This window comes from Paenibacillus sp. FSL W8-0187 (assembly GCF_037969755.1).
Lineage (GTDB): Bacteria > Bacillota > Bacilli > Paenibacillales > Paenibacillaceae > Paenibacillus_AQ.
In genome coordinates this window covers 17,501-41,475 of record NZ_CP150206.1, presented here as the reverse complement: position 1 = coordinate 41,475, position 23,975 = coordinate 17,501, and the positions used below count along the sequence as shown (strand labels likewise).

Genomic DNA, 23,975 nt, shown 5'->3' with positions numbered 1-23,975 from the left:
GACTCTATTTCTCATGGAATTTTAGACGATTGCCAAAAAATTATAACCGAAAAGAAGCCTTGAGCAAAACTGCCAAGGCTAGAGCAGCGGCAAAGCCTGCCGCTGTATGTCTTCTACCAAAAAAACGTCGTGTACCCCATTATACGCTCATTGCAGGGGATTTGCCAAAAGGCTAAGTTCGGGATTGGCTTCGAGGGCTTCTCTGCAATGATCGCAAGTTACCCGGACCATCATTTCTCCGTTAAAATCATAGGCTATTATATCCTTGCGTTCCTCAGGGGTCAAGGAATCAAATCCGAGACGAGCTTCGGATACGTAATTGGAATCGATGCGGCCCTGAAACGCCCGACAATGTCTGCAAACATAGGTTATCGCCATCATATGCCTCCTGAAGGTCGTGTATACCTTCAGTATGCCCGGATTTTCCTCGTTTAAGACTTCGATGTTACGGTTGCCCTATGACTTAGGAATCATCTCTTTGGATACTTCCATTCTATGATGCTTTTCTAAGACTTGTTAAACTTCGCCATCGTCTGTTCAAAGGTATGATCCAGACTGAATTCCAGCGCGTCACAGGTCTCCTCTACCATGCTCTGCAGCTGTTCTCGTTCCTTCTTCGGAAAAGTACCGAGCACATAATCCACAATCGCATAACCCGGCTCAGGCCTCGATATGCCCATACGAACACGGTTGAAGCTCTGAGTCCCGGTATGCTGAATAATGGATTTAATGCCATTATGTCCTCCGGCACTGCCCTGATACCGCAGGCGGATCTTACCGACCACGGTATCCAAATCATCATAGACCACAATCATGTCCTCAAGACTCACTTTATAATAATCCATATAAGCACGCACGGCCTCGCCCGAAAGATTCATGAACGTCATCGGTTTGATCAGGACGGTTTTGATGCCGCCAATCATCCCTTCGGCGATGACCGATTTGCATTTATTCTGGTTGAACTTCATACCGTGTCGCTCTGCCAGTGCATCCAGCGCCATGAATCCAACATTATGGCGTGTCTTCTCATAATTTGAACCGGGGTTGCCCAGTCCGACAATCCATTTCATCACAGGTTGATTCCTTTCACGATTTATACTTTCTTCTTTGCGCATTTCTGAGTACAATATGAACAAAACCTATCGGCGTTATGCCTCATAAGAAGGTGAATCGGCATTGAAAGCTTTCGAACAGAAATTAACGCACCACAGCCATTTTCAATACCATATGAAGCATGGCATCCCTGTTCAAGTCTATGAACTGGGTTGTCACATAGACGTGGGTCTGATCACGGCAGTCGACGCCTACTTTGTCGAGCTTGAGGGAACGCTGTACAACCGGAGTACGTTCACTTTTATCTCTAGGCCCGGATATTAACAAGCTTGATCTCTATTAACAGGCTGGACTTATGAAAACGTTTTCTTTCCGACTGTTCCTCTGCTTTTGCTAACCAAGACGGCAAAGTCGTTATAGCCGACAAGGGTTACATCTCCTCATGAGGAGATGTAACCCTGCCTTTACACGGTTTATTATTCTATTTCAAACAATTTACTAATCGACAATTCCTCATGAACCCGGATGATCGCTTCACCCATCAACGGAGCAACCGACAACACCGTCAGCTTGCTGCTCGGGTTCGGATTGGTGATCGGAATGGTGTCTGTTACAACAACTTCCTTCAGCGGGGAGTTTTCCAGTCGCTCATGGGCAGGGCCCGAGAGAACCGGATGTGTACAGCACGCGTAGACTTCCTTCACGCCGCCTTCCATCAACGCATTGGCACCCAGCACAATCGTACCGGCGGTATCGATAATGTCATCAATCAGAATAGCGGTCTTGCCTTCGATATTCCCGATTATGTTCATGACTTCACTGACGTTCGGCTCCGGTCGGCGTTTATCAATAATCGCCAGCGGCGCATTCAGGAAATCAGCAAGCTTTCTCGCGCGAACCACACCGCCGTGATCCGGAGATACAACGACCGGGTTCTCGATCTGCTTTGAACGGAAATATTGGGCAAGAATCGGTACGCCGAGCAGATGATCCACCGGAATATCGAAAAATCCCTGAATCTGCATCGCATGCAGGTCCATCGTAATGACGCGATGAGCTCCTGCTTTTTCGATCAGGTTCGCAACCAGCTTAGCGGTGATCGGATCCCGCGAACGCGCTTTGCGGTCTTGACGGGCATATCCGTAATACGGAATAACCACGTTGATGCTCTTCGCGGATGCCCGCTTGAGCGCATCCACCATAACCAGCAGTTCCATCAGGTTATCATTCACCGGCAAACAAGTGGACTGCACAATATAAACATGGCAGCCCCGTACGCTTTCGGAGAGCTTTACTTGAATCTCGCCGTCGCTAAAGCTGGTTGTATGCGATTCCCCCATCGGAATGCCGATATAATCGGCGATCTGATGGGCAAGTTTAGGATTGGAATTACACGTGAATATTTTTAATTTAGAATCAAGATAAGTCATAGAATAAAAACCCTCCGTGCTGGTTCGTTGAATTAGGTATCCGATCACCGCTTCATATCTTGGTTAAGGAAGCAGGGATAATTACGATTTCTTGTTCTTTTTGGCGATGGCGCGTGCCCGGATCTTCTCTGCGTACCCTGGCTTGTTCTCCTGACGATGTCTGGCGATGGCCAGATCATTGTCCGAAACGGAATGCGTAATGGTAGAGCCTGCAACAACGAATGCGCCCTTGCCCACCTTCACCGGTGCAATCAAATTCACATTACTGCCGATAAATGCATCATCTTCAATTTCGGTAATGGACTTATTATAACCATCATAGTTGACTGTAATCGCACCACAGCCGATATTAACGTTTTTGCCGACTTTGGCATCACCAACATAACTGAGATGGGATACTTTAGAGCCGTTGTCAATCGTGGCGTTCTTCACTTCGACGAAGTCGCCCACCTTTACATCATCCCCCAGCTTGGCGCCTGGACGAAGATAAGCAAACGGTCCTACGGAGGTCCGGGTGCCAACTTCAGCGCTGCTGAGCACCGAATGTTTGACGCTTGCGCCATCCGCGATAACAGAGTCCTCGATATCGGTATCCGGTCCGATCACGCAATCTTCACCGATCACTGTATTCCCTTTCAGGACGGTACCGGGATAAAGCACTGTATCTGAACCAATCTTAACATCAGCTCCGATATAGGTTGAAGCCGGGTCAATGATCGTAACACCGTTCAACATGTGCTTGCGGTTGATGCGCTCTCTCATGAAGCCTTCAGCTTCCGACAGCGCTAGGCGATCATTAACGCCAATCGATTCCGCGTAATCATCGGTCTGATAAGCAAGCACGGTCTCGCCGGCTTGTTTCAAAATGCCGACGCAATCGGTCAGGTAATATTCCTGCTGCGCATTCTGGTTGGTTACATTATCCAGTGCAGCGAATAGCTTTTTATTGTCAAAACAATAGGTACCGGTGTTAATTTCAGTGACTGCGTCCTCTTCCGGACTGCAATCCTTCTGCTCAACAATCCGAAGTGCGCTGCCATCCTCGCCTCGAATGACCCGGCCGTAGCCTTTCGGGTTATCCATATGCGCGGTAAGCACCGTAGCGGCCGCATTGTTGCTTTCATGAAGCTTCAAAAGATTTTCCAGTGTCTCGGACGTCACCAGCGGAGTATCCCCACAAATGACAATCGTGGATCCTTCTTCACCACCAAGTAATTCCTTGGCTTGCTTCACAGCGTGACCCGTTCCGAGCTGCTGCTCCTGCAGTACATACTCGGCTGCGTCTTGCAGATAAGCGCGAACCGTTTCCGCACCATGGCCTACGACCACAACACTGCGTTCACAGTTTACCTGCTGTACAGTTTGCAATACATGTCCGACCATCGGCTTGCCACAAACAGGATGCAGCACTTTATATAGTTTGGATTTCATACGTTTGCCCTGCCCAGCGGCGAGCACAATAGCAAATCTTTTCAAGGGCCATGCCTCCTCCTCTTGAACTCACTACTGAATATATATCATTCTACAAAAAAAGAAAAGAGAGCCACAGGTATGGCTCTCTTTTCCTTGAACCCCAATTGTAAATCTTAAGCGCCTTCTTCAATCACTTCTTCTTCAGTAGCCGCTCGCTCATACTCGGCCAATACAGCCGATTGAATTTTCTCGCGAGTACCGGAAGAAATGGGATGGGCAATGTCGCGGAATTCTCCATCAGGAGTGCGTTTGCTCGGCATTGCAACAAACATTCCATTGTTTCCGTCGATGACGCGAATGTCGTGAACGACAAATTCATTATCGATGGTAATGGATGCGATTGCCTTCATTCTCCCCTCAGAGTTAACACGGCGGAGTCTGACATCCGTAATTTGCATATGTGTTCACCACCTTTTTCCATCAGAGACTTGGTGTATAATTCCACACAGCAAACCATAAATCCTTCTTTTTTCTAATACAAAATGTCCTAAAAACAGGAATTTTTTTTAGAATGTGATATTTTCGACAGACTTCGGGCTAATTCGAATGAAAACGCTATTATATCGACAAATATCGCGACTCTATTTTTCGAAGTAATTGCCAGGGTTTACGGTAATTCTCTTCGTTTTGGAGTCCACATCGCTTAAGATGGCTAGTGAAATATAGTCCTCCAGAAGTCTTTCCTCGGTTTCCACCGCTCCTGACTCTACCAGCACACCGACACCTGCGACTTCTGCATTAAATTCACCAAGCAGATCGACCATTCCCTGAATGGTCCCGCCTGCCTTCATAAAATCATCCACGATCAGCACGCGAGAGCGTTCCTTGAGCGCCCGGCGGGATAATGACATGGTATGAATGCTCTTATGTGAGCCCGATACATAATTGATGCTTACGGCCGATCCTTCCGTCACTTGATGGTCCCGGCGAACTAGTACGACCGGCAGGTTCAATTGTGCCGCTGTCGCATAGGCCAGCGGAATCCCTTTGGTTTCCACCGTCATGACCACATCGATATCCCGGTCGGCAAACGCCGTGGCAATGATCTTGCCCGCCTCATTCATCAGCGAAGGTTGTCCGAGCAGATCAGACATGTACAAATAACCGCCCGGCAAAATCCGATCCGATTGCTGAAGCTGCTGACACAGCTCCTCCGCAAACCGCAAGGCATGATCTTTGCGCAGCTTCGGAATGTGGCGGACTCCTCCCGCTGCGCCGGCTAGCGTCTGAAGCTCTCCGAGCCCCTCGCTCTCAAACACGTCCTTAATGATTGCCAAATCCTCACTGATGGATGACTTGGCTGCTCCATATCGCTCAGCGAACGTTGTCAGCGGAATCAGTGTATGCGGTTTAGATAGTAAATATTGGGTCATATCGACCAATCGTTCGCTTCGTTTTAATTTTTTCACCTAGGGTTCCTCGCTAAATCCGAATATTATATGTTAAATATAACACCTTTGTACGTATTTATACAACTTTGTTTGAAATTCGACCCCCAATTGTCAAACATAACCGTTTCTAAGTCAGTAGGCGAACGGCATACACTTCCTTACAGAATCCCCGCAGGCCATTGTAAATCCGGGCTACCTTGGATTCCTTGGAGACGAGACCAAAGACCGTTGGACCGCTTCCGGACATGAGCGCACCGTCAGCTCCCAATTTGAGCATTCCTTCCTTCAGCTGCTGAACTTCCGGGTGCATCTTCAAGGTAACCTCCTCCAGCACATTACCCAGCGATTGGCACATCTGCTGGAAGCTGCCTTGCGTAAGCGCCTCGACCATGCGTTCAGCCGATGGATGGTGCTGAATCTGCTCGCTGCGCAAACGGCCGTACACTTCCGCCGTCGACACATTGATCGGCGGCTTCGCCACGATCACCCAGCACTGCGGCGGGTTTGGGATCGGCGTGAGTACCTCGCCGCGCCCTGTAGCCAGTGCGGTGCCGCCGGTTACACAGAACGGCACATCCGAGCCGAGCTCTGCGCCCAGCGCGAGCAGCTCCTCCTGGGGGATATCCAGTCCCCAGAGGCGGTTCAAGCCGCGCAGTGTTGCCGCTGCATCACTGCTGCCTCCTGCGAGTCCAGCGGCAACGGGAATTTTTTTGTCCAGGTGAATATGCACACCCTTTTTCACGTCATAGCGCTCTTTAATTAGTCTTGCTGCCTGAAAGGCCAAATTCTTCTCGTCCAGCGGTATGTACCCTGCCTGTGAAGTGATGATGATGGTGTCCCGCTTCTGTTCGTACATTTCGAGCCGATCGGCGAGGTCGATCATCGTCATGACCATCTCTACCTCATGGAAGCCGTCAGGACGTTTATGAAGTACATCCAGCATCAAATTGATTTTGGCCGGTGCTTTTTCGTATATTTTCAAGAACGTTCACCTATCCTTAGCTTTTCCCCATATGCTTGAACTTAACATATTCGAGGAAAAACATCTAATGCCTCTATATTAACAAACTCAGGCTTTGAAGTCATGGGACCGTTTGATGGGGTAAACAAACAGGGGCTTCCGCTTAACCGGAAGCCCCTGCCGCATTATGGTATTTCTCTTACAGATCGGATTTGCTGGCTGCCCGCTCGGCGAGCTCAATCGCCCGCTTTACCATGTTGCCGGCATCCTTGGCCTTAATGCCTCCCCAGCCTTCTTTTTCCACGGTATCGTAGAATCCCAATTCCTTAGCCAATTCGGTCTTCAATTGATCGGACATAATGCTTCGTCTTCTCCTGCTCATCAATCCCGCCTCCTTGGAAAATGTAATTGAGTATGGCATGAACAGCATCCGGCGCGATTGCAGTGGCGTTTTACGAACCCCTGCAAGCTAACCTCCTTCACCGCATATGAAACGAATGAAGAAGGCCTCACGCAGCCTTAGTATGTGTTCAACCCCCGCTTGTCATTCCCCGGATCGATGGCAACAAAAAACAGCCTCCCTGTTAGTGGAGACTGCTCTCTCATGACATATCGTTATGACTTGATATAGGTGATTCGCATCTCGTTGTCATCACCGGTTACCATGATTTCCACGGTTTCGGTCAGAATATCGGCATAACTGTAGGACACACGTTTAAAAGTTTGCTGGTCTTGATCCAGCTTCACAATGAAAACAGAAGGGTACGTTTCTTCCAAAACACCAGTACGCTCGACGGTCTTCCGACGGCCACCGTTAGCCCGAAGCGTAATTTTTTGCCCTAAATGGGCATCGAGACTGCGTTTGATTTCCAACAGCGCGTTTTTAGCCATTGTCGACGACCACCTCTTTCCTTGTCCATTATACAAAAGATTCAGTCATTTGTCAATTCAAAAACATTAATTATATCAGCATCAAAAATATATTGTCAACGTATTTTTTTTGACCCTGGATTTCTCGTGTGCATTTGCTTTAATATGCGCTAAATTGACAAGCTTTATGTATTTTTTTTGACAACTTTCTTAAAGAATTGAAACAAAAAATAAAAAAACCCCAACTTGTGGGGTTCTTCTCTGTTCTTTCTACAACGGCCTACTACACCTCTTTTAGAACGCAATATGAGCTAACTGACCGAAGGCGTAACCTTCAACGTGGACAAATCCTGCAGCTTGGGCAGACCGATCCGGTAGCTGCCTCTCGTCTCGATTCCGCCCACGCCCTGACTGCCGCTGATCGTATGATGAACGACATCATGGATGTTGACGGTATCCCTGACTGACGTATAGGCTGCCTTAGCGGCAACGTAGACAGGATCCAGCGCATGGATGAGGATTCGCCCTGGCGAGCTGGCAAAATTGGCTCCCGCCTGCAGCAGAGCTTCAAAATGCGACTGGCACGCCCCAGCCACAATGACCAGGGAATCCAGATTCCGCTCATATTGACGCGCTACCTGAATCGCCGTGACGAAGTTGTGTGAATTCTTATAGCTGTCCAGGCTATATAAATCGTATGGCTGTCGTCTCTTCAGAACTCCATCATGACCTGTAATTACCACGATATCAGGTCTTACCCGCGGAAGAAGACGATATAATGAATCGGCCATCCCCGACTCATTGATATAATGGCCTTCCGCTGGGACCCGAAGCTGATTGTACAAGGCCAAACTCTTCTTCAGGTATTGGGGATCTCCATCCAAATGAAGCACCTTGCCCGGCACGTCAAAATATCCTTTATCCGCAAGCTGTCCGCCTTCAATATTGCGCAGGCTGGCCAGTTGACGCTCACTCTGCTCCTGTCTGTGCTTCTGCAGACGGTCCAGCGACTCATTGGCTTTGATCTGCGCCTGCTTTGTACGTTCGCTTAAGTTGGGATGCGGGACCGTGACCAAATCATCAATGGGAGCATCGGCAAGTAACCGGAATTCTGTCCCTTTGATGACGATATTATTATTTTGCCGCATGCCTTCTACCCGGAACGTTACATCGCCGCCGTAGGATTTACGAACGACCAAGTCTCCCAAGTTCATCACAACATCACCCCTACCCTATGGTATGGGCCACTGTGACTATTGGTTCTTGCGAAACATCAATTTATCGCGTTAAGGCCTTCGCGGGCCCTATGGGCTCTCTAATGGCTGTATTAACGAATATCCGCGTTGTACAATATGTTGCTGAGCCGGGCATACTCTTCAATGCTAAGGGTCTCACCGCGCCGTGAGGGCTCAATGCCCGCTTCCTGCAGCAGCTGCTCCAGCCGTTCACGGCCTTCTCCCGGAAAGAACCGGCTCTTCAGATTGTTGGCAATCGTCTTCCTCCGCTGTGCGAAAGAAGCCTGAACCACCTCGAAGAAGAATCCTTCGTCTTCTACACTAACAGGAGGCTGTTCCCGGACCGCCAGGCGAATCACGGCCGAAGCGACATTCGGCTGCGGAATAAACACCGTATGCGGCACAATACAGACCAATTTAGGCTCACTGTAATATTGAACGGCAATGCTAAGGCTGCCATAATCCTTACTTCCCGGCGCCGCTGCCATCCGCTCTGCCACTTCTTTCTGAATCATCACCACGATATTCTCCAGCGGCAGCTTTTCCTCCAGCAGTTTCATGAGAATCGGTGTCGTCACATAATACGGCAGATTCGCAACCACACTTACCTTCGATACGCCCGCAAAATCCTGACGGAACAGCTCATGAAGATCCACCTTCAGTACATCTCCATGGTGCACCTTCACATTCTCATAGGGCTCCAGGACCTCCCTCAGGATGGGAATCAGGCGCTGATCAATTTCGACCGCGGTGACGGTCCCTGCCGTCTGCGCCAGCTTCTCCGTTAATGCACCGATACCAGGGCCGATCTCAAGGGCTCCCTTATCCTCATCCAGTCCTGCAGCTTCCACAATTTTATACAGAATATTCTGATCAATAAGAAAGTTTTGACCCAGACTCTTCTTGAAAGAGAATCCATGCCGTGAGATGATCTCCTTCGTTCGTCTTGGTGTTGATATATCCTCGATCCGATTCATTGGCTTACGCCCCCTTCTTCCAACTGTGCAAGTGCGGCCAGAAATTCTTCACGTGATATTTGAAACATGGCCAGTCGTTTATGGAACTGCTTGCTATTGCAATAACCGATCCCCAGCAGATTACCCATCGTCATACGCCTTGCCGCCGCTTCCGGATGAGCCGATAATCCGGCCTCCAGCATGTCCTCCAGACTAATCAGGCTCTCTCCACCCTCGAAGGAGGTATGGACCCGCTCCAGCGCACGCCGTATCGCCTCTGGCGAGGCATTCTCCACGCCGATATCCCCTTTGCGGGTAGCATCCGCTTCCGGGATAAAGGCATGCTTACAGCCGGGTACGCCCTGATCCACGATTTTGCGGATCCGCTCCCCTGCATGGTCAGGATCCGTTAATATAATGACGCCTCTGCGCTCCTGAGCAAGCGCTATGCGTTTCAGGATTTGCTTGTTGATCGCTGATCCGCCCGTTTCGATCGTATCCGCTTCTACGGCCCGTTTAATGGCAACGGTATCGTCTCTGCCTTCCACAACAATCACTTCTTTAATCATGCGTTTGTTCTCTTCCTTCCCAAGCAAAGCCACGCTTGTACAACTTTAGATTCCCAACCATCTTAGCTCTGTATACTCCGTTCTTAACAAAACAAAAGAAGAGGAAATACTCCCTCTTCTTCATCATTATATATTATAAGCTAAATAGTATAGCATTAGAATGGCATTGTAAATTGGAATTCATGCGTCTAGTTCAATTCAGGTTTAACCGGACCGATCACATAAACGGTGCGGCCGCTCTTCCGGCCGAAACTCGTGGCCGATTTGAGTGAATCATAATAAACATCGATTTTGTTGCCTTTGATGGCGCCGCCCGTATCTTCTGCACGACGGAAGCCAATGCCTTCGATATAGACCCACCATCCGATCGGGATGATATTAGGGTCAACGGCGATGGTGCGCCCTTCTGTAACGCGTGTGCCGGATGCAGTGCGTGTACCGATTCCTTGTTGCTCAGAAGAATACGCCGTCATCGACACATTGTTCAATACCTTGTTGTATTTAAAATCAACGCCTGCCCGAGAAACCACGTTGTTCTCAACAGCCTTGGCGGTTGTTACTTTCTTCGTGCCGGACAATTTGGCCGGTGTGGCTTTCACATCGGTGGCGGCCGCCTGAACAATGACGGGCTTCTCCACCTTTTTCGTGCCTACGGCAATAATTTTATCCTTCGTTCTGCGCTCGACTTTTTGGGAGACCTTCGTCTTCGAAACCAGCTTGCCATTGTGGTAGACCTTCTCATAATGGTTCACCATGAGACCGGACTCGCCCCGCTGAATTACGCGGTTATCCCCTCTTTCAAGCGATGGGTCGGCTGTTTTGATCACACGGAATTCCCGGTCTTCCGTCTCCTTAACTTTTTGTTTCGTGACGCGGACGACATGGATATTCATATTGCTGGTCAGCTTCGTGTTCTGTGCCGGTTGTACTATATCTTCACCCTGGATCGTAATACCAGCCTCTTTAAGTACATGATCAACCGTATCCTGGGATGTAAATATGGTTTTAGTTGTGCTGCCTACTGTAACTTTAACTGGAATTGCCCGTTCAATGATGATCCGATCTCCATCCTGGATCGCGCCGTTTAAAGGCATCGAAATCTGATCCTGAGGACTCAACGTGATCGCTTGCTCATCCAGCAATTCCTGCAGCAATGATCCACGTGTTTCTACTGTGGTGACACGACCATCGACGACAAGCTGAACCTCCTTGCCTGCCTGATCATGTACGACCAACGATATGAGAAGTGATACCGTAACGGCACCCATGGCACCGAGCAACATCAGTTGACGCAAATTGTCATGCTTCCATCTCAATGCGTAAGACATGCTGGATGATTGTGATTCATGGGTTTCTTCAGGTTGAAAAATGCCCACTATTCCATCCTCCTTCATAGTCCCGCCGTCTAGGTAAACGCATGAATGCATTTGACGTGACTATAGCAATTTTTCTCACAAGGCGCCCTGCTATCTATCTACACCCTGCGTCAATTCCCGTCATTTCGTCCATCTACCACCACCCCTTGTTTACCAAGAGTATGATGATCCCTTCTCCATTATTCAAAAATAAAAGAAAGCCAATGAAAGAGTACTAGAGGCTCTAACGTGGCTTCCTGATGATTAGAATCATGGAAATGGTATGCACGAGATTTCCCCTCTTATTTCGCTTACGGAGTTAGCTGTCGGGTTCGGACGTAAGAGAGACGCCCTAGATCCGGATACCCGCTCATGGCGAGATCCTTCAAATTCACCCCAAAGACCCGAAAAAGAAATCAAATACAGCTGCGTGCATTCAGACCAGTATGCACGGCGGTATCGGTTCCCCCGTTCTCCAGAATTTCGGAGATTAAGCGAGACGGTTCATGAAATATTCGGCTACGATCTGCACATCGCAGCTTCTTATCACTGAAAAGATGATATCCTGTTTACATGCAGGTTGTAAAGCAACATTCAACCACATTTTCTCATGTAAAAGGTTAAATTATTGTAATATTGACGCCTTTTCTGATTAAAAAACTTTAATTAATCGCGATTGCTCCCTTTTTCATCGCTTTTGCTCTCTTTTTCGTTAAATACCAAATCGTTCCAGTGCATTTTTGGTGGTAATTTGGGCCAATTCCTCATAAGACAACCCTCTAATCTCGGCTGCGGTCTCCGCCACCAATTTCACATAAGCGGTCTCATTTCGTTTCCCACGGAAGGGATGAGGCGTCAGGTAAGGGGAGTCCGTTTCGATCAATAATCGATCCAGCGGAACCTGCGCCAATACCTCTTTGGGCTGCTTTGCATTCTTGAAGGTAATCGGCCCGCCAAATGAAATATGGAATCCCATATCGAGACATATTTTGGCAGTTTCCCAGCTTCCGGAAAAGGAATGCATGACACCGCCCACTTCGGAGGCCTTTTCCTCCCGTAAAATTTTGATAATATCTTCATGCGCATCCCGATTATGAATGACAATCGGCATGTTCAGTTCCCGGGCAAGTCCGATCTGACGCCGAAGCACTCGGTGCTGCACTTCTTTCGGAGACGTATCCCAATGATAGTCCAGGCCGATCTCTCCAATAGCCACCACTTTCTCATGACTGCATAAAGAGGCGATCCAATCCAGGTCCTGATCCTCCATGGTAATCGCATCTACAGGATGCCAGCCCACTGCCGCATATATAAAATCATAAGTCTCTGCCAGTTTCATCGTAGTCGGGATCGTCTCCCGGTTAAATCCGATATTGATCATCCGGGTCACGCCGGCTTCAAGCGCCCGCTGAATTGCTTCCTCCCGGTCTTCGTCGAATTGGGGAGCGTCCATATGAGTGTGCGTGTCGAACAACATAAGATCCACACTCTCCTTCCTGTCGTTTCTGTGTCGTATATCTTCCATTAGCTGGGTAAATTGCAAATGTACCCAGCTTTGACTATTCCTCTAGGTTAATGTTGTTGCTTGAAAACATCGGCTATCTTCTCCGGCATCTGAGCCAGCAGCGGAGTCACTTTCTCTTCCGGATAATAAAGATGGTACCGTCCTTTATGAATACCGCTGATCGAGCGTACAATATCGGAAACCTCCGAGATTTCCTTCAGCTCATCATGCCGATCCAGAAGCAGAATCTGTTTCTCATTAAGCGGCATATCGGAATGAACTTTATCATAAGGAAGATCGGTTGGGAAATCAATCTCCAGGTCATATTCCGGATGTAATCCCACGGCACGGAATGCTTGGCGTATCCGGTCGATGGTTTCCAGATCAATATTGTCGATTTCTACATATTTGTAGAGCTTTCGGTGCATGAAACGACCGCATAATTCGCTAAGGAGCTTGTCTTCCTCCTCCGTCCATTGCAGAAAGGCCGTTTGGATCAGGGCTTCATCCAGACGCAGGTATTGACTCACGTCAATATGGCCCGCAAACAACGCAGGAAGCGGTTCGACCATGAACCGAAAGGCATATCCGCTGTCATGCAGTTCCTTTGCCCGGCGAAAGATTTGGCGCAGGATGATTTCGGAGCTTCGAGTGACGGGATGAAAATATACCTGCCAGTACATCTGATACCGTGACATCAGGTAATCCTCCACGGCGTGCATGCCCGATTCCTTCACAACGACCCGATCGCGGTATGGCCGCAGCATCCGCAAGATCCGGTCAATATCAATCGTTCCATAATTAACTCCCGTATAATACGCATCCCTTAGCAAATAATCCATCCGGTCTGCATCCAGCGGACTAGTGACCAGGTTTATCACAATCGGCTTATCATAGGTTTTGTTAATCACGGAAGCCACTTTCTCGGGGAAATCCGCTCCGAGCTCTCGCAGTACCTGATTGACGCAAGTATCCCCGAGCAGGATCCGGCATGTCCAATCCTCGTGATTCATATGAAAAGCTTCTTCTATAGAATGAGAGAAAGGGCCATGCCCCAAATCATGCAGCAGAGCCGCGCAGAGCGCAACTTGCCTTTCCTCGGCAGGCCAATCGGAATACCCCCTCCGTTCGAATTGAGAGATGATTCTTCTCGTAATTTCATAGACTCCCAGTGAATGGGAGAATCGGCTGTGTTCGGCCCCATGAAAGGTCAGAAAAGAGGTCCCAAGCTGTCTAACCCGGCGGAGTCGCTGGAATTCCGGGGTATCGATTAATCGCCAGATGATGTCGTCTTGCACATGAATATAATTGTGGACGGGATCCTTAAACACTTTTTCTTCCGAAATTGGTGAATACATTCCATCTCAACTCCTTATCGTTTCGATTGGGTTTTAGCCGATAAACACTTCTTTTGACATCTAATGTCGAACCATGTCGAATAAGGGAAAATTGCGCTTTCCAAATCGACAAATCAAAAAACGCAGCAATAATTGGTTCGATTATGGTAATTACGTTGCTATATAAGGGTTTTGTTCACTATACTTTCGTAAACAGGTTCCGATTTTTCAAAAATATAGGTTGACTGTTTTGGGAATCGTTGGTACTATAAATAACATAAAAACTAGAACTATGTCGAATTATGACTTTTTTAAATTATGGCGAGAGGGGCATTTATAAGTTATGATGAAATCAACAGGAATTGTAAGGAAAGTCGATGAGCTTGGACGGGTCGTCATTCCGATCGAATTACGCCGTACGCTCGGAATTGGTGAGAAAGATGCATTGGAGATTTATGTAGACGGCGAACGCATCATGCTTAAGAAATATGAGCCTGCCTGCATCTTCTGTGGTAACGCTGAGAATGTCACTTACTTCAAAGGTAAAATTGTTTGCCATGAATGTATCTCGGAAATCCCTACACCTGTGACAAATTAAGATTTTTAGTATATAATAGCATTATTACATTTTGTTAATTCTAACCTTTTTCATATCTCCTTGGTGCCTTCCTCGGCTATGAACCCGGCCGCAGGAGGGTCTTTTTTTTTGAGCTTAAAGAATTTATAAGTTTTCAGCGAAGCGAAAGCCATTCTTTATTCTCATTTATTGGTTTTGGGGTCCCCGCAAAGTATTTGGAATAAGCATCGAAGCATAGGCTCCACTTTGTGGGGCTATTTTGTTATCCCCCTGCACCAAGTTAAGTATTATCACTATTCCGTCAGGAGCGCATTATAGATATCCCTCTTCGATACACCGCGATCACCCGCGGTTTTTTTCATGGCATCCTTGCGGCTTAGTCCTTCCCGCTCATAATGTTCCACATGCTCCTCCAGCGAAAGCTCCTGCCACCAGGCATTTTTCTCCTTCAGCTCCTCTTCTGCACTACCGGCTTCGACCACCAAACAATATTCCCCCAGCGGCGGATGCTCCGTGAGCCAGTCCAGGCATTCGGAAATGCTCCCGCGCAAGAATTCCTCATAGCGTTTAGTCAGTTCACGAGCCAAGGTCACCTTCCGATTTCCCAGTACCTCCTGCAAGATCTCCAGCGTCTTTTTCACGCGATGCGGAGATTCATAAAATAATAGCGTTCCCTGCGCCGTTTGCAAAGCTTGCAGCTGCTGAATGATATCTTTACGCTCCCGCGGCAAAAAGCCGATAAACGTGAATCGTTCGGTCGGCAAACCCGACACGATTAAGGCGGAAAGGGCGGCATTGGCCCCCGGGATCGGAATGACCGAAATTCCCGCTTCAATCGCAAGTGTAACCAGATCACTGCCAGGGTCCGAAATCGCCGGCAGACCGGCGTCGCTGACGAGTGCCACATTTTTTCCTTCTATTATATAACGTATAATTTCAGGTCCACTGGCCGCCTTATTATGCTCGTGATAACTAAACAGCAGCTTAGCCGGAATTTCGAAATGGGTCAGCAGCTTGCGTGACTGCCGTGTATCCTCTGCCGCGATAATATCGCATTCCTGGAGGATGCGTACAGCGCGATAGGTCATATCCTCCAAATTACCAATCGGTGTTGCCACCAAATACAGAGAACCCGGGCTTCCCTCTCCCTGATCGGCATAACTCTGTTGCACAAGATTTCTCATTCTTTCGTCTCATCCTTATGTGTTCCATAGTAAATTTCCATAAAATCTGGTCCGTAGTTTCCTTGCTCATCATATACGATCAGCGGGGGCTTCAGCCGAACCTCCGGCTTCCCGTCCCGAATACCCTCGATAAGCACCATGTTTGCTTCCATATTCACGCGCGGATGGACAAATCGGATGACTTTGGGCTCAATCCGGTATTTGCTCATCAAGGTGATGATCTCCGCTAGTCGTAGGGGCTTATGGACCATGCTCATCTTTCCGCCTTGGCGAAGCAGCTTTGCACAGGATTCAATCACTTCCTCAAGCGTACAGTGGATTTCATGTCTGGCAATCGCCTGGTGCTCATTCAGCTTCAAGTCGCTGCCATTCATCGGCATATAAGGCGGGTTGACCGTAATCAGGTCGTACGCTCCATATCCTTGTTCCTTGTATAGTTCCCGCAGATCGCCCTCATGGATCGTGATCTGTTCCTGGAGATTATTCATCTCGACGCTCCGTCTGGCCATGTCCGAAAGTCTGGGCTGAATCTCAATCCCCTCGATCAGCGCACCAGTACGAGTCGACAGCAGGATTGGAACAACCCCGTTTCCCGTGCACATATCCAAAATACGGCCCCTGCGCGGTATGCTGGCAAACCTGGCGAGCAGGACGGCGTCCATGGAAAAGCTGAATACCTCCTCACTCTGGATGATGCCAAGCTCATGGGTGAGCAGATCATCAATCCGCTCGGATGATTGCAAAAACACTTCTTTCAATTTCATAGTTTCAACCCTTTATCTCCAAAATTCCAAACACGCGTTTTTGTGTATCGGCTCTCTACATAGTACCTGATAAAATGAAATACACAAAAGGCTGCTCTCCACATTGCATGACAAGCAGCCGGTATTTGTTCAATCGCGATCCTTACAGTATAACCTTTCCATTCTAGAAAAAAACCGTAGGCAGTTTCTCCTACGGCTTCTTATTTATTCAAAAAAGACAAGCAGAACAGGCAATCCCCTTCCGTCCGCAGATGTCCATAATAGACATTACAGATGTGGAAGCCTTCATGATACAGCCGAGCCAGGTTATCATACCCCTCGCCGACTACATCTTCATGTGCCTCATCCTTCACATGAGGCTGAGGTTGTAAAGCCACTGGGTTTTCCAATTCTGCCGGATTGACTTCCCGCTTTAAAATTTTCCGGAGCTGTTCATTTTCAAGACTGAGGCGATGGTTCTCTTCCAGCAGTTCCTTGATGACCAGCTTAAGTCCACCCAGTTCACTGTGTATATTTCCCATCTGTGTTTCCAACTCTTGAATGAGCACAAAAATGTTTTTCTTCTCCAAGTCTACACCCCGAAAATAAACATTCTATTGGACTATTTGATGACAACGTCGTCCATTGGAAGTTCCTTAACCTTTCCAATTTCAAACAGCTGAACATGAACCGTCCGCTTATCCGCATTCAGTCCGACTACTTTGCCTTCTCCAAGCGAAGTAATGACCAATTTCCCCGCGGATGGAAGCTCTTCTTTCACGCTTTCATAATTATCATGCTCAAACTTCAGGCAGCACATCAATCTTCCACATAGCCCGGAAATTTTAGTCGGATTGAGCGATAGGCTTTGATCCTTTGCCATCTTGATCGATACCGGCTCAAAATCACCAAGCCATGAGGAACAGCACAGTACGCGTCCGCAAGGTCCAAGACCGCCGAGCATTTTCGCTTCATCACGAACTCCAATCTGGCGAAGTTCGATTCTTGTACGGAATATACTGGCCAGATCCTTGACCAGTTCACGGAAATCCACACGGCCTTCGGCCGTGAAGTAGAAAATGATTTTGTTGCGGTCAAACGTAAATTCCACATCAACCAGCTTCATTTTCAGTTCGTGATCCCGAATTTTATTTAAACAGGTGGTGAATGCATCCTTGGCCGCTTGTTTGTTCTCTTCAACCACACGGGCATCAGAATCACCAGCGATCCGAATGACCTTCTTGAGTGGAAGGACAACGTCCGATTCACCGACCTCCTTCTTTCCTATCACAACTTGACCATACTCAATGCCTCTCGCGGTTTCCACAATGACGGATTGTTCCTTCTCCACGGGCAGGTCGAGCGGATCAAAGTAATATATTTTGCCCGCTTTCTTAAAGCGGACACCTACTACACTGTACAAAAATAAACCCCCTTGTGCCTGTACATAATGGCCATTCTGCGGGCCTGGGGGTGTGCTCACGCCGGAGTGTTACCGCCCAAACCCATCAATAACTGCTCTAAACTGAGCTGTCCATTGACATTATAGCGTAACTTCTTCTGACACTCTGCGGCCAAATCCATGTATGACACCCACTGTGCTGTGCTGCGGGCTGATGCATGACCAGAGATATACTCTGCCTGATCTATGAAAACGAGAGACTCTTTCCTTCCATACTGGACATGGATCATGTCCTTAAACCATAAATGAAACATACTGAACAATAGGTCCAGATGATCAGAGAGCTCGGTTTTGAACACTTTTTGACTCGCTGTGATAATTGCTGAGCCACTGCGGTTCAAAGACTCCTTACCTAATTGTAACACTAGGTTTCTAATTTCTGCAAACCAATTCTCACTCAATATTTTCCTGCACTCATCAAGTCCTGACGAAAGATGAACTGCGCAGCGTACAAGTGCGGCAGGATAACCTTCCCCTACAAGAACCTTCTCCATCATCTGCGGATCCAAAGCCCGGAACGGAACCTGCTGGGATCTCGATTGAATGGTAGGCAGAAGGGCTTGTCCATTCTCGGCAATCAGAATAGCTACAGCCGGCGCCTGGGGTTCCTCCAGAAATTTCAACAGACTGTTGGCTGCCTGCGTGGTCATCTTCTCCGCCCGGTCAATAATATAGACTTTGGGATTTCGATTCTCCGATCGATAGGAGAATATACGCTGAAGATCACGGATCTGATCGATCTTAATGCTGGCTCCATCAGGCTCAACCAACGTCAGATCGGGATGATTGCCATGATCTACCTTGCGGCATTCCAAACACTGCCCGCAGGCATCGTCTTCAAGTTCCGTACAAAACAATGCCTTGGCAAACGTAAGCGCCGTCTGCATCTGTCCGGCACCATGGGGGCCGCTAAACAGATAGGCATGACTGACCGCATTACGGCGCAAGGCATTTTGCAGCAGTTGCTTCGCAGTCTCTTGACCTACGATATCATTAAAAGACATAAGTCCTCACTTTCTATCAATCCTCATGATCCTCCAGACTTAGCAGTCATGAATCACGATCCGCTTCCTTGCTTCTTGCGATTAGAATACAAGATTGATCAGCATGCCTCGAATTTCTCCAACCTTGTTCAATAGATCAATTCTCCCCTGCTCCGTATCCAGCAGTTCATCCGCCATCGCGAGCAGCGCAGAATCGACTTCATCAATTACATTATAACGCTTGCCGCGTCCCCGGCGGTCCCAGCCGCGCGTTTCCTTCATTTTCACACCGCGACGAACCGTTTCCTCCAGAAATCGGCGAACCATCAATTTATACGCTTTTAGCTCCCGAACGGTCATCACTTTTGCCAAACGATCGCCTTGCATTGCAATTTCACGCATTTGACGACTCAACTCTTCATGGGTCGCGCGTTCTCCCTGCTGCTGCATCATATCCGAGAACGATCGCTGCTGAATCGGTCTGGCGTTGCCATCCGGCACCGTGAGTTCACTTTTCATGGGCCGAAAGCCCGGATTGATTTTCATCTGATCCACCGCCTGTTGCGTATTCTTTGCATCTAATAAAACGGAGGCACCTGGTACGTTCATATCGAACAAACCTATGCCTCACGTGAACGTACCTTGAAATGGTTTGCTTGTCAAGCGATTCATCGATAATTATCGATGAATTGGGTGATTTTCCGGAATCCATCGAGATCATCCATCTATTAAAAGCATCTCCCGAGTGCAGCGATCTACGGTAACTATTTTTATTATGATACAGAAGTGCTTCAGAAGACTTGGGTTACAGGAGAACACAGCCGTCAAATATCCCAATAAAAACATCCGTTACGTATCTATCGCAGATCCAGAAAATGAATTTAGAAATGCTCGAATCGTTCTACAGGGAGGACAAACACCGTTGCGCCACCAACCTGTACTTCGACCGGAAGCGGCAAGTAGGAATCGGTTGTACCACTCATTGGGGTTACCGGAGTGACCAGCTGTTCACGAACCTTACAGCTTGTGCGAATGACGCTGAGCACACTTTCAACCTGTGAATCGTCTACCCCGATCATAAAGGTGGTGTTCCCCGCCTTCAAGAAGCCGCCAGTACTTGCAAGCTTTGTTGCCCGAAAATTAGCTTTGACCAATGCGGCGGAGAGACGGTTGCTATCTTTATCCTGGACAATCGCAACAATCAATTTCATGGTAAACCCTCCTTGTTTATTTGGACATCATATGTCCTTAACACTACTTATTTGACAAACAACCTCAAAAATCCTTTAATATCGCGTCTTCCAAGTAACGAATCATTTCTCTTTCCACCTGAGCCGGCGTCTTGGAAGCATCTACAATGCGAATTCGATCCGGATTACGCTCTGCTACCAATAGATAGCCTTCCCTAACCTTCTCGTGAAATGCCATGTTCTCCATATCCAGCCGATTTAATTCCCGTTCTGCATTCGCCGTGATCCGTGCCATGCCAATCTTCGGCTCCACATCGAACAACAGCGTTAGATCCGGCATGCGGGTATCGATCGCAAATTGATTGATGTTCCATACTTCCTCCATGCCCAGTCCGCGTGCATATCCCTGGTAAACCAGACTGCTGTCCACGAATCGGTCACACAGCACAGTCAAGCCCTGACTCAAAGCTGGCTCCACCTTCTCCACAAGATGCTGGCGGCGGGCAGCCGCATACAACAATGCTTCAGTACGTGCATCCATCGCGGTATGCTGCGGATCGAGAATAATAGAGCGGATCTTCTCCGCAATCTCAATGCCGCCGGGCTCGCGTGTAATCAGATACGGGATCGAATGATTCTGCATAAAAGCGGCGAGTCTGCCCATCATAGTCGTTTTACCGGATCCGTCTCCTCCTTCGATGGTAATAAATAGTGGTCTGCGATTATTCATAGCGTATCCTGCTTTCATCATTTGTTGATCGTGGAGCTCGATATTATACGCTCCGGTATATTTACCAACGTATAGTGGAGTCTCTTCCTTCACGTTTCCTTATAAACGACAATGGTTTGCAGCGCTGGATCGGATATCCCCTGGCATTTCGCCCCTGCATTCCTTAATGCCAGGAGCCTCTGTTTCATTCCCGCTGAGATTTCTTCACCTGGGTATAAGATCGGTATACCTGGCGGATAGGGAATAACCATCTCCGCTGCCTTACGCCCAGCACTCTTCTCTAACGGCACCGATTCTAACCTCTCCCTGTCAATCGGCTTCAGTGAGAAAGGAATTGGGGCCGAATAAGGAATCTCCGAGGGCAAATTGTTCCACGTGGAAACATCGGAGACTGGTCTTGCTTCAGTTAACAAGTTAGCATCGACATCGAAATGGATAGAATCCATTTTCTTGTGGTCTACTCGCGGCTCATAATTCACGAAATCCCCCTGATCCCGCAATGTCCGGATCAGTAATTCCGTGCTCTCTGCCGTAGTGCCTGATTCGGTTCCGATCCCTTCTGTCTTCTCCCCCTGCTCTACAATATGCACAAGAGCCCATAAGACGTGATTCGCATCTTCCCGAGTGGATCCCAGCGTAAACAATAAGACGACGTGCAACTCGTCGCTCATCTCCGGCACACAGCCGCGCGCCTCGAGCTCGCGCTGGAGTGCATACCCGCTCAGGGACCTGGTGCGGTCATATATGACCGCCTTGAACGGGTCCTGGCGGGTATACGCCGCTGCGGCTGTGCCCGCGGCGTGGCCCCTGGGCTGCGGCGGCTGCAGCAGCCCGAACCGCGGCAGCTTCGCGAGGCCGCGCCGGAAGGCCTTCACGGCGGCCAGGCCAGCCGTGAAGGCGTCTGCGCCCTGTGTGTGCAGCAGGCGCCGCGCCAAGTCCAGCGAAGCCATAAGCGGGTACGAGGGGCTGGAGCTCTGCACCATAGCCAGCCGCTGGCGCAGCAGGCTGCGGTCGAGCAGCCCGCCCTGTACATGCAGCATGGCTCCCATCGTCATGGCGGCTAACATCTTGTGTGTGGATTGAACCACACCATCCGCGCCGCATGACAAAGCGTTCATAGGCAACTGGGGGTGCTGTCCGTAATGAGCTCCATGCGCTTCATCCACGAGTAGTGGAATGCCGAACTCATGGCAAGCTTTCGCTAGCGGCTTTAAGTCGCTCCCCATCCCGTAGTAGTTCGGCATCGTGATGATCGCCCCCCGGGCCTCTGGATAAGCCTCAAGAGCCGCTACGAGTGTAGCTGCAGAGGGAGCAACGGCTAAACCGCTCTGCTTGTCCAGCTCCGGTTGAAGAAACACCGCCCTTGCACCGGCCAGCATCAATCCGTTCAACACGGACTTATGTACGTTCCGCTGTACAAGCACGATATCGCCCGGTTCACGGCAAACCGTCAGAACTAATGCCAAATTGCCGGCTGTACTCCCGCCCACTAGGAAGAAGCTTTCCTCTGCACCAAAACAATCTGCGGCCAGTTCCTGCGCTTCCTGAATAACGCCTTCAGGATGAAATAAATCATCGGTTCCGGTAATTTCCGTCACATCAATCCGCATGGCCTCTCGCAGCATCTCCGTAGTCTTACCTTCTCCCGCATATGCCCTGCCATTTTTATGACCAGGTACATGAAAAGATGAAGCCCCACGTTCACGATACAACATTATAGCCTCTGCTAGTGGGGCACGCTCTCTATGTGTAGTCATTGATATATCCCTTCGGATTACATTCTCTAACCTATTTTAACGCAATTTGAAACCTACGCCTACGTCTCCAAGCACGGAAAGTCCCCTCTAAACAAAAAAAGGCCTTTTATTCAGGCCCATTTGACGCGTGTACCCGCGCCTATGCATTTTTCGGCATGGCAATTTGTTTTAATTGACGGATGAAAAAATGATATTTGGCATCTTCCGCGCTGGTATGAACGATTTCGGATTCACATTCCTCACATACGAATTGCGAAACAATGGTAATCCCCTCTGTCTTCGTCTGATTGCATATGATACACTCGTGTTCGGTCAATTCTTCCATAACCATCCCACCTTGATCCTTTTCCTATTAGTATGACACAGTTTCTATTATTTTAAACCTTTTCATAGGATATCGGTCTACGCTTTATATATATGTACCCCTTGGTGGCCTTGTGTCTGTACCTTTTTTTTCAGCTTAATAAAAATATGATTTTGTCCGATAAAAACATAAAAGACTTAAATTTCCCGTCTATCGTAATTTACTTCTACTTAAAGGGGGACAGTATAGCCCAATGGCAGATCCACATGGTCAAGCCACCTTTTATCACTATCGATTAATTAAGAAAATCCAACTTTCCAAAAGCTTGCTCATCCTCTACTTAACTCTGCCTTGGCTTGCTGCGGCTGCAGGGACATTTTGGGTGTCACCGTATTTCCTGCTCTATCTGCTAATCGCCTTTCCGCTTATGTTATGGATCCAATATGTCGTCGGGCATACCGTGCTCGTCCTATTGGGAACAAGCTACCGGAAACGTTGGCGCTTCCGTCTGAGGTTGCCTTGGCTTGGTTATATACCGGATCAACACGTCAGCCGTCGCGTATTTAATTTAGTGCAGTTCTATACCTGTTGGGTAGGGATTGTCTTAAGCGCTATCATGGCCTTCTGGTCACCGCTGCCTTTTGCCATCGCGCTTCTGGTCTGGCATCTGTGGTTCCTTCTCCCGCGCGGCTATACCATGCTGCGTCTAAGCGGCCAGCGTAAAGATGGCATGTTGAAAATGAATGAGCAGGACATCTCCTACTACCAGCAATAATATTAGAGTTCTGCGTCCATCACTACATAGCGCTATAAACCCTATTTTTCGTTCATCAATGAATAAAGACCTCATTCCGAAGTCAGGAAGAGGTCTTTATTCATTGGCTTTATTGCTTTCCAATCCTTGTATGGCT

The 23,975-nt window shown here is 48.5% G+C and carries 29 protein-coding genes and 1 riboswitch (1 of these 30 cut by a window edge); of the genes, 3 read left to right on the top strand and 26 right to left on the bottom strand.

What is annotated here, in order from left to right; genetic code table 11:
* Positions 1 to 147: 147 nt before the first annotated feature.
* Together MKY48_RS00205 and pth are read right to left on the bottom strand one after the other, a co-directional pair.
* The gene (locus tag MKY48_RS00205; protein ID WP_339269200.1) at positions 148 to 378 is read right to left on the bottom strand and encodes an anti-sigma-F factor Fin family protein; all 231 of its coding nucleotides are present in this window, start codon (positions 376 to 378) and stop codon (positions 148 to 150) included.
* Between the two features lie 128 nt (positions 379 to 506).
* Positions 507 to 1,070: an aminoacyl-tRNA hydrolase gene (gene pth / locus MKY48_RS00200; protein ID WP_339292094.1), complete on the bottom strand. Its 564-nt coding sequence runs from the start codon at positions 1,068 to 1,070 to the stop codon at positions 507 to 509.
* Positions 1,071 to 1,176: 106 nt separating this feature from the next.
* On the opposite strand from pth, the gene MKY48_RS00195 reads away from it, so the two are divergent.
* Entirely contained in the window at positions 1,177 to 1,377 is a 201-nt protein-coding gene (locus MKY48_RS00195) for a hypothetical protein (protein ID WP_006207422.1), read from the top strand.
* Between the two features lie 152 nt (positions 1,378 to 1,529).
* On the opposite strand, the gene MKY48_RS00190 is transcribed toward MKY48_RS00195, so the two are convergent.
* The 13 genes from MKY48_RS00190 to MKY48_RS00130 form a co-directional block, all read right to left on the bottom strand.
* Complete coding sequence (locus tag MKY48_RS00190) at positions 1,530 to 2,483, bottom strand: ribose-phosphate diphosphokinase (protein ID WP_006207421.1); 954 nt, start codon at positions 2,481 to 2,483, stop codon at positions 1,530 to 1,532.
* Positions 2,484 to 2,564: 81 nt separating this feature from the next.
* Positions 2,565 to 3,959 carry a bifunctional UDP-N-acetylglucosamine diphosphorylase/glucosamine-1-phosphate N-acetyltransferase GlmU gene (gene glmU / locus MKY48_RS00185; RefSeq protein ID WP_339269197.1) on the bottom strand — a complete coding sequence of 465 codons (1,395 nt, stop codon included), beginning with the start codon at positions 3,957 to 3,959 and terminating at the stop codon, positions 2,565 to 2,567.
* 110 nt (positions 3,960 to 4,069) lie between these two features.
* Positions 4,070 to 4,354 carry a septation regulator SpoVG gene (spoVG, locus tag MKY48_RS00180; protein WP_006207419.1) on the bottom strand — a complete coding sequence of 95 codons (285 nt, stop codon included), beginning with the start codon at positions 4,352 to 4,354 and terminating at the stop codon, positions 4,070 to 4,072.
* A 183-nt stretch (positions 4,355 to 4,537) separates the two neighbouring features.
* Positions 4,538 to 5,365 (bottom strand): pur operon repressor, encoded by an 828-nt coding sequence (gene purR, locus MKY48_RS00175; RefSeq protein ID WP_339269195.1) that lies wholly within the window; start codon positions 5,363 to 5,365, stop codon positions 4,538 to 4,540.
* A gap of 109 nt (positions 5,366 to 5,474) precedes the next feature.
* The gene (gene ispE / locus MKY48_RS00170) at positions 5,475 to 6,329 is read right to left on the bottom strand and encodes a 4-(cytidine 5'-diphospho)-2-C-methyl-D-erythritol kinase (RefSeq protein WP_339292093.1); all 855 of its coding nucleotides are present in this window, start codon (positions 6,327 to 6,329) and stop codon (positions 5,475 to 5,477) included.
* A gap of 178 nt (positions 6,330 to 6,507) precedes the next feature.
* Entirely contained in the window at positions 6,508 to 6,690 is a 183-nt protein-coding gene (locus MKY48_RS00165; protein WP_076326546.1) for a small, acid-soluble spore protein, alpha/beta type, read from the bottom strand.
* Positions 6,691 to 6,923: 233 nt separating this feature from the next.
* Positions 6,924 to 7,199, bottom strand: a complete 276-nt coding sequence (locus MKY48_RS00160; protein WP_006207415.1) for a Veg family protein — start codon at positions 7,197 to 7,199, stop codon at positions 6,924 to 6,926.
* A 290-nt stretch (positions 7,200 to 7,489) separates the two neighbouring features.
* Positions 7,490 to 8,392, bottom strand: coding sequence for a sporulation peptidase YabG (gene yabG / locus MKY48_RS00155; protein WP_339292092.1), 903 nt, complete (start codon positions 8,390 to 8,392; stop codon positions 7,490 to 7,492).
* Positions 8,393 to 8,505: 113 nt separating this feature from the next.
* Positions 8,506 to 9,390: a 16S rRNA (adenine(1518)-N(6)/adenine(1519)-N(6))-dimethyltransferase RsmA gene (rsmA, locus tag MKY48_RS00150; RefSeq protein WP_098741215.1), complete on the bottom strand. Its 885-nt coding sequence runs from the start codon at positions 9,388 to 9,390 to the stop codon at positions 8,506 to 8,508.
* Positions 9,387 to 9,938, bottom strand: a complete 552-nt coding sequence (gene rnmV / locus MKY48_RS00145; RefSeq protein WP_098741214.1) for a ribonuclease M5 — start codon at positions 9,936 to 9,938, stop codon at positions 9,387 to 9,389. Before rnmV ends, rsmA begins: the two co-directional genes overlap by 4 nt.
* Before the next feature lie 188 nt (positions 9,939 to 10,126).
* On the bottom strand, positions 10,127 to 11,314 hold the full coding sequence (locus MKY48_RS00140; protein ID WP_098741213.1) for a 3D domain-containing protein: 1,188 nt from the start codon (positions 11,312 to 11,314) through the stop codon (positions 10,127 to 10,129).
* Between the two features lie 271 nt (positions 11,315 to 11,585).
* A riboswitch (cyclic di-AMP (ydaO/yuaA leader) is annotated at positions 11,586 to 11,800 on the bottom strand.
* A gap of 205 nt (positions 11,801 to 12,005) precedes the next feature.
* A complete protein-coding gene (locus MKY48_RS00135; protein ID WP_098741212.1) occupies positions 12,006 to 12,770 on the bottom strand; it encodes a TatD family hydrolase in 765 nt (254 codons plus the stop codon).
* Positions 12,771 to 12,865: 95 nt separating this feature from the next.
* Positions 12,866 to 14,155 carry an HD domain-containing protein gene (locus MKY48_RS00130; RefSeq protein WP_076326552.1) on the bottom strand — a complete coding sequence of 430 codons (1,290 nt, stop codon included), beginning with the start codon at positions 14,153 to 14,155 and terminating at the stop codon, positions 12,866 to 12,868.
* A 322-nt stretch (positions 14,156 to 14,477) separates the two neighbouring features.
* Here MKY48_RS00130 and MKY48_RS00125 point away from each other — a divergent pair, with 322 nt between their 5' ends.
* A complete protein-coding gene (locus MKY48_RS00125) occupies positions 14,478 to 14,732 on the top strand; it encodes an AbrB/MazE/SpoVT family DNA-binding domain-containing protein (RefSeq protein ID WP_006207408.1) in 255 nt (84 codons plus the stop codon).
* Positions 14,733 to 15,004: 272 nt separating this feature from the next.
* Here MKY48_RS00125 and rsmI read toward each other — a convergent pair whose 3' ends face one another.
* The 10 genes from rsmI to MKY48_RS00075 all read right to left on the bottom strand — a co-directional run bounded on the left by rsmI (position 15,005) and on the right by MKY48_RS00075 (position 23,085).
* Positions 15,005 to 15,895 carry a 16S rRNA (cytidine(1402)-2'-O)-methyltransferase gene (rsmI, locus tag MKY48_RS00120; RefSeq protein WP_339292091.1) on the bottom strand — a complete coding sequence of 297 codons (891 nt, stop codon included), beginning with the start codon at positions 15,893 to 15,895 and terminating at the stop codon, positions 15,005 to 15,007.
* Positions 15,892 to 16,659, bottom strand: coding sequence for a tRNA1(Val) (adenine(37)-N6)-methyltransferase (locus MKY48_RS00115; protein WP_339292090.1), 768 nt, complete (start codon positions 16,657 to 16,659; stop codon positions 15,892 to 15,894). Before MKY48_RS00115 ends, rsmI begins: the two co-directional genes overlap by 4 nt.
* Positions 16,660 to 16,859: 200 nt before the next feature.
* Positions 16,860 to 17,228 (bottom strand): DNA replication initiation control protein YabA, encoded by a 369-nt coding sequence (yabA, locus tag MKY48_RS00110; RefSeq protein WP_076326555.1) that lies wholly within the window; start codon positions 17,226 to 17,228, stop codon positions 16,860 to 16,862.
* Between the two features lie 32 nt (positions 17,229 to 17,260).
* Complete coding sequence (locus MKY48_RS00105; protein WP_076326556.1) at positions 17,261 to 18,061, bottom strand: stage 0 sporulation family protein; 801 nt, start codon at positions 18,059 to 18,061, stop codon at positions 17,261 to 17,263.
* Positions 18,062 to 18,117: 56 nt separating this feature from the next.
* A complete protein-coding gene (gene holB, locus MKY48_RS00100) occupies positions 18,118 to 19,104 on the bottom strand; it encodes a DNA polymerase III subunit delta' (RefSeq protein ID WP_076326557.1) in 987 nt (328 codons plus the stop codon).
* Between the two features lie 81 nt (positions 19,105 to 19,185).
* Positions 19,186 to 19,629, bottom strand: a complete 444-nt coding sequence (locus tag MKY48_RS00095; RefSeq protein ID WP_076326561.1) for a YaaR family protein — start codon at positions 19,627 to 19,629, stop codon at positions 19,186 to 19,188.
* A 335-nt stretch (positions 19,630 to 19,964) separates the two neighbouring features.
* Positions 19,965 to 20,294 carry a cyclic-di-AMP receptor gene (locus MKY48_RS00090; protein ID WP_006207400.1) on the bottom strand — a complete coding sequence of 110 codons (330 nt, stop codon included), beginning with the start codon at positions 20,292 to 20,294 and terminating at the stop codon, positions 19,965 to 19,967.
* 64 nt (positions 20,295 to 20,358) lie between these two features.
* Positions 20,359 to 21,003 (bottom strand): dTMP kinase, encoded by a 645-nt coding sequence (gene tmk, locus MKY48_RS00085; protein ID WP_339292089.1) that lies wholly within the window; start codon positions 21,001 to 21,003, stop codon positions 20,359 to 20,361.
* Positions 21,004 to 21,092: 89 nt separating this feature from the next.
* Positions 21,093 to 22,760, bottom strand: coding sequence for an aminotransferase class I/II-fold pyridoxal phosphate-dependent enzyme (locus MKY48_RS00080; protein WP_339292088.1), 1,668 nt, complete (start codon positions 22,758 to 22,760; stop codon positions 21,093 to 21,095).
* 139 nt (positions 22,761 to 22,899) lie between these two features.
* Positions 22,900 to 23,085, bottom strand: a complete 186-nt coding sequence (locus MKY48_RS00075) for a sigma factor G inhibitor Gin (protein WP_339292087.1) — start codon at positions 23,083 to 23,085, stop codon at positions 22,900 to 22,902.
* Positions 23,086 to 23,317: 232 nt separating this feature from the next.
* Between MKY48_RS00075 and MKY48_RS00070 the strand changes: the two genes are divergently transcribed.
* Entirely contained in the window at positions 23,318 to 23,839 is a 522-nt protein-coding gene (locus MKY48_RS00070) for a hypothetical protein (protein ID WP_339292086.1), read from the top strand.
* Between the two features lie 96 nt (positions 23,840 to 23,935).
* On the opposite strand, the gene MKY48_RS00065 is transcribed toward MKY48_RS00070, so the two are convergent.
* On the bottom strand, positions 23,936 to 23,975 hold the 3' portion of the coding sequence (locus tag MKY48_RS00065; RefSeq protein ID WP_339292085.1) for a hypothetical protein. 398 nt of this gene lie beyond the right edge of the window; 40 of the gene's 438 nt are visible here — the last part of the coding sequence; its start codon lies off the right edge, out of view; the stop codon is at positions 23,936 to 23,938.

Excerpts from the sequence above, each read along its gene's own strand:
- MKY48_RS00125 (WP_006207408.1), top strand. The coding sequence starts at position 14,478 with ATGATGAAATCAACAGGAATTGTAAGGAAAGTCGATGAGCTTGGACGG.
- rnmV (WP_098741214.1), bottom strand. The coding sequence starts at position 9,938 with ATGATTAAAGAAGTGATTGTTGTGGAAGGCAGAGACGATACCGTTGCC.
- rsmA (WP_098741215.1), bottom strand. The coding sequence starts at position 9,390 with ATGAATCGGATCGAGGATATATCAACACCAAGACGAACGAAGGAGATC.
- spoVG (WP_006207419.1), bottom strand. The coding sequence starts at position 4,354 with ATGCAAATTACGGATGTCAGACTCCGCCGTGTTAACTCTGAGGGGAGA.
- MKY48_RS00095 (WP_076326561.1), bottom strand. The coding sequence starts at position 19,629 with ATGAAAATCAATCCGGGCTTTCGGCCCATGAAAAGTGAACTCACGGTG.
- pth (WP_339292094.1), bottom strand. The coding sequence starts at position 1,070 with ATGAAATGGATTGTCGGACTGGGCAACCCCGGTTCAAATTATGAGAAG.
- MKY48_RS00115 (WP_339292090.1), bottom strand. The coding sequence starts at position 16,659 with ATGAAATTGAAAGAAGTGTTTTTGCAATCATCCGAGCGGATTGATGAT.
- MKY48_RS00160 (WP_006207415.1), bottom strand. The coding sequence starts at position 7,199 with ATGGCTAAAAACGCGCTGTTGGAAATCAAACGCAGTCTCGATGCCCAT.
- rsmI (WP_339292091.1), bottom strand. The coding sequence starts at position 15,895 with ATGAGAAATCTTGTGCAACAGAGTTATGCCGATCAGGGAGAGGGAAGC.
- MKY48_RS00165 (WP_076326546.1), bottom strand. The coding sequence starts at position 6,690 with ATGAGCAGGAGAAGACGAAGCATTATGTCCGATCAATTGAAGACCGAA.
- MKY48_RS00135 (WP_098741212.1), bottom strand. The coding sequence starts at position 12,770 with ATGTTGTTCGACACGCACACTCATATGGACGCTCCCCAATTCGACGAA.
- tmk (WP_339292089.1), bottom strand. The coding sequence starts at position 21,003 with ATGAATAATCGCAGACCACTATTTATTACCATCGAAGGAGGAGACGGA.
- MKY48_RS00130 (WP_076326552.1), bottom strand. The coding sequence starts at position 14,155 with ATGTATTCACCAATTTCGGAAGAAAAAGTGTTTAAGGATCCCGTCCAC.
- MKY48_RS00075 (WP_339292087.1), bottom strand. The coding sequence starts at position 23,085 with ATGGAAGAATTGACCGAACACGAGTGTATCATATGCAATCAGACGAAG.
- MKY48_RS00090 (WP_006207400.1), bottom strand. The coding sequence starts at position 20,294 with ATGAAATTGATTGTTGCGATTGTCCAGGATAAAGATAGCAACCGTCTC.
- MKY48_RS00205 (WP_339269200.1), bottom strand. The coding sequence starts at position 378 with ATGGCGATAACCTATGTTTGCAGACATTGTCGGGCGTTTCAGGGCCGC.
- MKY48_RS00070 (WP_339292086.1), top strand. The coding sequence starts at position 23,318 with ATGGCAGATCCACATGGTCAAGCCACCTTTTATCACTATCGATTAATT.
- MKY48_RS00080 (WP_339292088.1), bottom strand. The coding sequence starts at position 22,760 with ATGACTACACATAGAGAGCGTGCCCCACTAGCAGAGGCTATAATGTTG.
- holB (WP_076326557.1), bottom strand. The coding sequence starts at position 19,104 with ATGTCTTTTAATGATATCGTAGGTCAAGAGACTGCGAAGCAACTGCTG.
- yabG (WP_339292092.1), bottom strand. The coding sequence starts at position 8,392 with ATGAACTTGGGAGACTTGGTCGTTCGTAAATCCTACGGCGGCGATGTA.
- MKY48_RS00190 (WP_006207421.1), bottom strand. The coding sequence starts at position 2,483 with ATGACTTATCTTGATTCTAAATTAAAAATATTCACGTGTAATTCCAAT.